The organism is Sporichthya sp. (assembly GCF_013815995.1).
Taxonomy (GTDB): domain Bacteria; phylum Actinomycetota; class Actinomycetes; order Sporichthyales; family Sporichthyaceae; genus Sporichthya.
Map to the genome: position 1 here is coordinate 1 of NZ_JACDFE010000235.1, position 6,907 is coordinate 6,907.

The 6,907-nt window shown below is 72.5% G+C and carries 5 protein-coding genes and 1 pseudogene; 2 read left to right on the forward strand and 4 right to left on the reverse strand.

Annotated elements, in window-relative coordinates:
- Nucleotides 1-1,245: SbcC/MukB-like Walker B domain-containing protein (locus H0X00_RS20045; protein ID WP_293774245.1), on the forward strand; the 1,245-nt coding region annotated here is incomplete at its 5' end.
- On the opposite strand, the gene H0X00_RS20050 is transcribed toward H0X00_RS20045, so the two are convergent.
- A complete protein-coding gene (locus H0X00_RS20050; RefSeq protein ID WP_293774246.1) occupies nucleotides 1,242-2,675 on the reverse strand; it encodes an MFS transporter in 1,434 nt (477 codons plus the stop codon). The two genes, H0X00_RS20045 and H0X00_RS20050, sit on opposite strands and share 4 nt — an antisense overlap.
- A 13-nt stretch (nucleotides 2,676-2,688) precedes the next feature.
- Nucleotides 2,689-3,846: a 4-hydroxyphenylpyruvate dioxygenase gene (gene hppD / locus H0X00_RS20055; RefSeq protein WP_293774248.1), complete on the reverse strand. Its 1,158-nt coding sequence runs from the start codon at nucleotides 3,844-3,846 to the stop codon at nucleotides 2,689-2,691.
- Nucleotides 3,847-4,131: 285 nt separating this feature from the next.
- Between hppD and H0X00_RS20060 the strand changes: the two genes are divergently transcribed.
- A complete protein-coding gene (locus H0X00_RS20060) occupies nucleotides 4,132-4,602 on the forward strand; it encodes an Lrp/AsnC family transcriptional regulator (protein ID WP_293774250.1) in 471 nt (156 codons plus the stop codon).
- 227 nt (nucleotides 4,603-4,829) lie between these two features.
- On the opposite strand, the gene H0X00_RS20065 is transcribed toward H0X00_RS20060, so the two are convergent.
- Together H0X00_RS20065 and H0X00_RS20070 are read right to left on the reverse strand one after the other, a co-directional pair.
- Entirely contained in the window at nucleotides 4,830-6,614 is a 1,785-nt protein-coding gene (locus tag H0X00_RS20065; protein ID WP_293774251.1) for a DEAD/DEAH box helicase, read from the reverse strand.
- Nucleotides 6,611-6,907 (reverse strand): annotated as a pseudogene (locus H0X00_RS20070) (hypothetical protein); the annotation flags it as partial. The pseudogene H0X00_RS20070 and the gene H0X00_RS20065, both read right to left, overlap by 4 nt.

Genomic DNA, 6,907 nt, shown 5'->3' on the forward strand with positions numbered 1-6,907 from the left:
GACGAACTCAGCATGCGGGCCCGCAAGGCCGTTGCCCGCCGCGACGAACTGGCCGCCCTGGCCGGGACCGTGACCGCGCTGGACACCGAGGTCGCAGCCGCCGACGCCGCGATCGCCGATCTGGCGCAGATCCGGACCAAGGCCGAGGATGCCCGCGCCGCCGCCGAACGGGACGCCGTCGCGGCCGACGGGCGCGCCGCCCGGCACCGGGCCACCCTGACCGAACGCCTGGAAGGCGCGGACAACCTGACGAGCGCGATCGCCGCGGCTGTCGAGGGCGCGGCCGCGCGCACCGCCGCGGCCCAGGCCCGCGAGGCCCTCGACCGCGCCGCTCTCGCCCGTACCGAAGCGATCCGCGCCGCCGTCACCGCCGCTGACGCGGCCGGCTTTCCCGACTGCGAAGCGGCCGCCACCGCGATCCGGGAAGCGCAGTGGCGCACCCACTCCGCCGAGACCGTCCGGTTGCACCGAGCCGCGGTCGACGGGCTCGCGGCGGTGCTGTCCGACCCCGAGCTCGACGTCCCGACCATGCCGCCGGCCGACCTCGCCACCGCGACCGCGGCCGTCGAGCGCACCACGACGGAGCACCAGAACGCGGTGCTCGCGCTGGCCGGAGCCCGCAGCCGGGTGGCTCAGCTCGGCACCCTGGTCCCGGCGCTGACCGACGACCTCACCGCGCTGCCGCGGTTGACCGCCGAGGCCGACCAGATCAAGGCGCTGGCCGAGCTTGTGGCCGGGCAGGGGCAGAACACGCGTCGGATGACGCTCTCGGCGTTCGTGCTCGCGGCCCGGCTGGAGGAGGTCGCCGAGGTCGCCAGCGAGCGGCTGCTGCGGATGACCCAGGGCCGCTACTGCCTGGTGCACACCGACGCCGGGCGCGACGGCCGCCGCCGGGCCGGGCTGGGCCTGCTCGCCCGGGACAGCTGGACCGGGGTGGACCGGGACACCGCCACGCTCTCCGGCGGCGAGACCTTCCTCGCCAGCCTCGCCCTGGCCCTCGGCCTGGCCGACGTGGTCTGCGCCGAGGCCGGCGGCGCCCGGCTGGAATCGCTGTTCGTCGACGAGGGGTTCGGCAGCCTGGACTCCGACACCCTCGACGAGGTGATGGACGTCCTCGACGGCCTGCGCGAGGGCGGGCGCATCGTCGGCGTGGTCAGCCACGTCGCCGAGCTGCGCCAGCGCATCCCGACCCAGCTGCACGTGCGCAAGCACGAGACCGGGAGCACGGTCTCCGTCCTCGCTTAGTTCGGTCGTCGCGTGACTCCCAATGGTTCGCGGGGCATGGGCATCAGCGGCTTGGGGTGCAGCGCGACCCGGCCCAGGTAGAGCGCGGCCAGGATCACGGCGGCGAAGAATGCAATCGCCGCGGTCCCGACCGCGTAGCGGATGCCGAGAACGGGATCCGAGCCGCCGCCCGCGAGGCCACCCAGCACGGCGATGCCGATCACGCTGCCGGTCTGGCGGGAGGCGTTGATGACGCCGGAGGCCACGCCGCCGTGGTGCGCGGGCGCCGCCTCCGTGGTCGCGGCGGTGACGGCCGGCGTGATCATCCCCATGCCGAGGCCGGCCGCGGCCATCGGCAACACCAGCCACCAGTAGGCGATCGACTCGTCCGCGATCAACAGCGCGGCGGTGCCGGTGCCGCAGCACCACAGTCCGATCAGCCCCGTCAGCTGCGGGCCGGAGGCACGACCGCTGCGCCGGGCCGCGATGGTGGAGCCGACGACGATCGCGCCCAGCTGCGGCAGCACGGCCAGGCCCGCCTCGAGCGCGCCGGCGTCGCGGACGTCCTGGAAGTAGAGGTTGATGACGAACAGCTCGCCGTAGAAGGCGAAGTTGATCAGCACGCCGATCACCGCGCCGCTGGCGAACGCGGGCTCGCGGAACAGCCCGAGCGGCAGCATGGGCTCGTCCACCCGCCGCTCCACCATGGCGAACGTGGTGGCTCCGATGGCGAAGACCGCAGCCGCGGCACAGACCATCGGGTCGAGGCCGGAGTGCGCACCCTCGATCAACGCGACGGCGAGGGCCGCCAGGGTGAGCACGGCGAGCAGCTGGCCGGCGCCGTCGAACCGGCGCGGCACCCCCTGCCCGCGTGGAACATGACGGGTCGTCAGGAAGAGGACCAACAGCCCGATCGGCAGGTTGGCGAAGAACACCGAGCGCCACGACACCGCGGCCACACCGAGCCCGCCGGCGACCGGACCGGCCGCCGCGGCGACCCCGGAGATCACGCCCCACATCGCGACCGCTTTGCGCCGCAGCACCGGATCGTCGTAGCCGGACCGCACCAGCGCCAACGAGGCCGGCACGCACAACGCCGCGGCGGCGCCCTGGGCGGCCCGGGCGCCGATCAGCACCCCCGTCGTCGGGGCCAGACCACACGCCACCGAGGCCAGGGTGAACAGCGCCACCCCGACCCGGAACACCGCGCGCGCGGAGTACCGGTCGGAGAGCGCACCGCCGGACAGGATGCCCGTGGCCAGCACGACCAGGTAACTGTCCACCACCCACTGCAGACCGGTCAGGTCGGTGTCGAGGTCCTCGCGGATCGGCGGCAGCGCCACGTTCACGATCGTCGTGTCGAGGATGACCATGAAGTAGCCGAGGCACGCGGCCACCAGGCCGGTCGTCAACACTTTCCCGGCGCGCTCGTCCCGTCCGTCGCGCGCCACCCGGTGAGGCTATCTAGAGATTTCCTCGGAGCTCCTGCTCGCGCTCGATCGCCTCGAAGAGGGCCTTGAAGTTGCCCTTGCCGAAGCCGGTGGCGCCGTGGCGCTCGATCAGCTCGAAGAAGACCGTCGGGCGGTCCTGCACCGGCCGGGTGAAGACCTGCAGCAGGTAGCCGTCCTCGTCACGGTCGACCAGGATGCCCCGGGCCTTGAGCTCCTCGACGTCCACCCGCACCTCGCCGATCCGGGCGCGCAGCTCGGGGTCGTCGTAGTAGCTGGACGGGGTGACCAGGAACTCCACGCCCTGCGCGCGCATCGCGTCGACGGCGGCCAGGATGTCGTCGACCGTGAGCGCGATGTGCTGGACGCCCGGGCCGCCGTAGAAGTCCAGGTACTCGTCGATCTGCGAACGCTTCTTGCCCGCAGCCGGCTCGTTGAGCGGGAACTTCACCTTGCGGGTGCCGTCGGCGACCACCTTGCTCATCAGCGCGGAGTACTCGGTGGCGATGTCCTCACCGACGAACTCGGCCATGTTGGTGAAGCCCATGACGCGGTTGTAGAAGCCGACCCACTCGTCCATCCGGCCGAGCTCGACGTTGCCGACAACGTGGTCGATGCCGGCCACGCAGTGCTTTCTCGAACTGGGTGCGCCTGGCGCCACGATCGGCGCGCGCTCGACGAACCCGGGCAGGAACACGCCCCGATAGTTGCGGCGGTCGATCAGGGTGTGGCGGGTGTCGCCGTAAGCCGCGATAACGGCGTAGGTGACCGAGCCGTGCTCGTCGCTGATGGTGGTCGGCGGGGTGAGACCCTTCGCGCCGCGCGCGCAGGCCATCACGTAGGCAGAGCCGACCTCGGCCACCTCAAGCGCGATGTCGCGCACGCCGTCGCCGTGCTTGGCGACGTGCTCGGCGAGGTCGGTGCCCGGCCGGACCGGGCCGGCCAGAACGAACCGTGCGTCGCCGGAGACCATGACGTACTCGCAGGCGTCCCGGTAGCCCTGCTCGGGCCCGCGGTAGGCGACGCAGGTCATGCCGAAGGCCGTCGAGTAGTAGTGCGCCGCCTGGCGGGCGTTGCCGACCTCGAAGCGCAGGTGGTCCAGGCCCAGGAGGGGGAACTGGCCCGCGGGCGCGGGGGCCTGCTGCTGAGCGGGGATCGCGACGGTCTCGGTCACGGCGGCCTTCCTGGCTGAATCGGTCCCCCAAGAATGAGACCAGCGCTCAGGTTGCGCAATCGGTCCGCGAATTGCTGCGCAAGTTGTACAGTCCTGGTATCCGGCCGACTTTTGATCTGCGCAGATTGCGAGGACGGATGAGCGAGCGCAGCGAGCTCATGGCAAACACCGAATCGGTCCCCGCGAGGACGAAGTCCGCTGCGGTGACTCGATGAGCGAGCGCAGCGAGCTCATGGCAAACACCGAATCGGTCCCCGCGAGGACGAAGTCCGCTGCGGTGACTCGATGAGCGTCGACGACCTCGACGTCCGGCTCGTCGACCTGTTCGCCGTCGAGCCGCGGATCGGCGTGCTCGAGGCCTCCCGCCGGCTGGGCGTTGCGCGCGGCACCGTCCAGGCCCGCCTCGAGCGGCTCGAACGCGACGGCGTGATCACCGGCTTCGGCCCCGACCTGGATCCCCGCGCGCTCGGCTACGCCGTCACCGCGTTCGTGACGCTGGAGATCGTGCAGGGCCACGGCCACGACGCCGTCGCGGCGCACCTGGCGACCATCCCCGAGGTACTGGAGGCACACACCATCTCCGGGGCCGCGGACATGATGTGCCGGGTCGTCGCCCGCTCCAACGCCGACCTGCAACGAGTCCTCGACCTCGTCGTCGCCGACCCCTCGATCAACCGCAGCTCGACGACGATCGCCCTCGCCACCCAGATCCCGCTGCGCACCCTGCCGCTCCTGCGCAACGCCGGGCGGCGCTAACCGCGACTCTGGCGGCGTGGTCGGGCTATCGCGACGCCCCGATAGCCCGGCAATGCGACCAGAGTAGGCCGATCCTTAGGTGGGGCCACCCGCTCGCCAGATCTGCACCGGTTCAGCCTTGTACGTCACGCGGCACCCGAATGCCGCGACTCTGGCGGCGTGGTCGGGCCATCGCGACGCCTCGATAGCCCGGCAACGCGAGCAGAGTGCCCGATCTGACAGGGCGGCTAGCTGGGCTTGCCGGCGGTGGCCCAACGGCGGACGGTGTCGATGCGGCGCTTCAGGTCGTCGACGCTGGCCTGGGCGGTGGTCGGCCCGCCGCAGACCCGGCGCAGCTCGGCGTGGATGGAGCCGTGACCGGCCCCGCTGCGGTGGTGCCAGGCCCCGACCAGCGTGTGCAGTTCCCGGCGTAGCGCGGAGCGTTCGGCGGAGGTGACCACGGGGCGAGCGGCCGCCGGCGGCTGGACCACGGAGCCTTCGCGTCGGGCCCGGCGGGACGCGGCCTTGAGCTGGTCGGCCTGCCGCTTGCGCAGCACGACCGCGACCTGGTCGGCGTCGAGCAGGCCGGGCAGCCCGAGGTATTCCTGTTCCTCCCGACTGCCGGGCGCAGCCGGGAGGCCGAATTCGGCGCCGCCGAACATCACCCGGTCGAAGTTCGCCTCGGACTCCAGGGCCTGCCACTCGCCCATCGAGAGGTCGGCGCCGTCCTGCTCGCGGTTGGCCGCGGCCAACAGGTCGTCCTCCGGCCCGAACAGATCTCCGTCCTCGGCGGTGACGGGCTTGCCCAGGACGTGATCCCGCGTCAGTTCCAGTTCGGCGGCGTGCCCCAGCAGCGGAGCGACGGTGGGCAGGAAAACCGAGGCGATCTCACCGCGGCGGCGGGCTCGGACGAACCGGCCGACCGCCTGGGCGAAGAACAGCGGGGTAGAGGCGTTGGTCGCGTACACCCCGACGGTCAGGCGCGGGATGTCGACGCCTTCGGAGACCATCCGCACCGCGACCAGCCAGCGGTCCTCGCTGTTCGAGAACTCCGTGATCCGGGCGCTGGCGCCCTTGTCGTCGGAGAGCACGACGGTCGGTGCGGTCCCGGTCATGTCCCGCAGCAGCCGGGCGTAGGCCCGGGCCGCGGTCTGGTCGGTGGCGATCACCATCGCCCCGGCGTCGGGAACGTGGCGGCGGACCTCGGTCAGTCGCCTGTCCGCCGCCCGCAGCACGGCCGGCATCCACTGCCCGCCGGCGTCGAGTGCGGTGCGCCAGGCCTGGTTGGTCAGGTCGTCGGTGAGCGGCTCGCCGAGGGTGGCGGCGAGTTCGTCGCCGGCGCGGGTGCGCCAGCGCATCTGCCCGGCATAGGCGAGGAAGACCACCGGACGGACGACGGCGTCGGAGAGCGCATCGCCGTAGCCGTAGACGAAGTCCGGCACGCTGCGGTCGATGCCGTCCGGGCCCGGGGCGTAGGTGACGAACGGGATCGGGTTGGTGTCGGACCGAAAGGGGGTCCCGGTGAGCGCAAGACGGCGCGTCGCCGGTGCGAAAGCCTCGGCGACGGCCTCGCCCCAACTCTTCGCGTCACCCGCGTGGTGCACCTCGTCGAGGATGACCAGGGTCGGGCGCACCTCGGTGCGATTGCGGTGCAGGATCGGGTGCGCGGCGACGCCGGCGTAGGTGACGGCGACGCCCTTGAATCCGCGCGCGGTCTTGCCGTCGGCGTTGCGGAAGCCGGCGTCGATCCGAATGCCCGCCCGCTCGGCCGCCTCGGCCCACTGGGTCTTGAGGTGCTCGGTCGGCGCGACCACGGTGATCGCCCGGATCACCTTGCGTTCCAACAGGTCCGCGGCGACCCGAAGCGCGAAGGTGGTCTTGCCGGCGCCCGGGGTCGCGACAGCAAGGAAGTCCTTGCCCGGCTGCGCATGGTAAGACTCCAACGCGGCTTCCTGCCAGGCGCGCAGCTTCCCGGCGGTCCCCCACGGCGCCCGGTCCGGGAACGCCGGGGGCAGGTGTTCGGCGCGACTCATGACGGACCGTCACTTGCGGGACCAGGATCGGGATCGGTGTAGACGGCCGGCATCGCGGCCCCCGCCGGCAAAGTCGCGCTGAAGCTGGACCACGACACCCCGGGGATCGGCAGCACCTCGGCGTCACCGCCCGCGGCCTGGTCGGCCGCCGACCGCAGTGCCGCCGCGACCGCACCCGTCGCGAGTCCCGCAGCACCCTTCGGTGCCGCGCCGCCCGCCAGGTACACCTGGACGGCTGCAGGCCGGATGCGCGCCTCGGGCATCGCCAGGCGGATACCCGCACGCGCCGACGC

Coding starts and splice junctions, on each gene's coding strand:
- H0X00_RS20060 (WP_293774250.1), top strand. CDS start 4,132: ATGAGCGTCGACGACCTCGACGTCCGGCTCGTCGACCTGTTCGCCGTC.
- H0X00_RS20065 (WP_293774251.1), bottom strand. CDS start 6,614: ATGAGTCGCGCCGAACACCTGCCCCCGGCGTTCCCGGACCGGGCGCCG.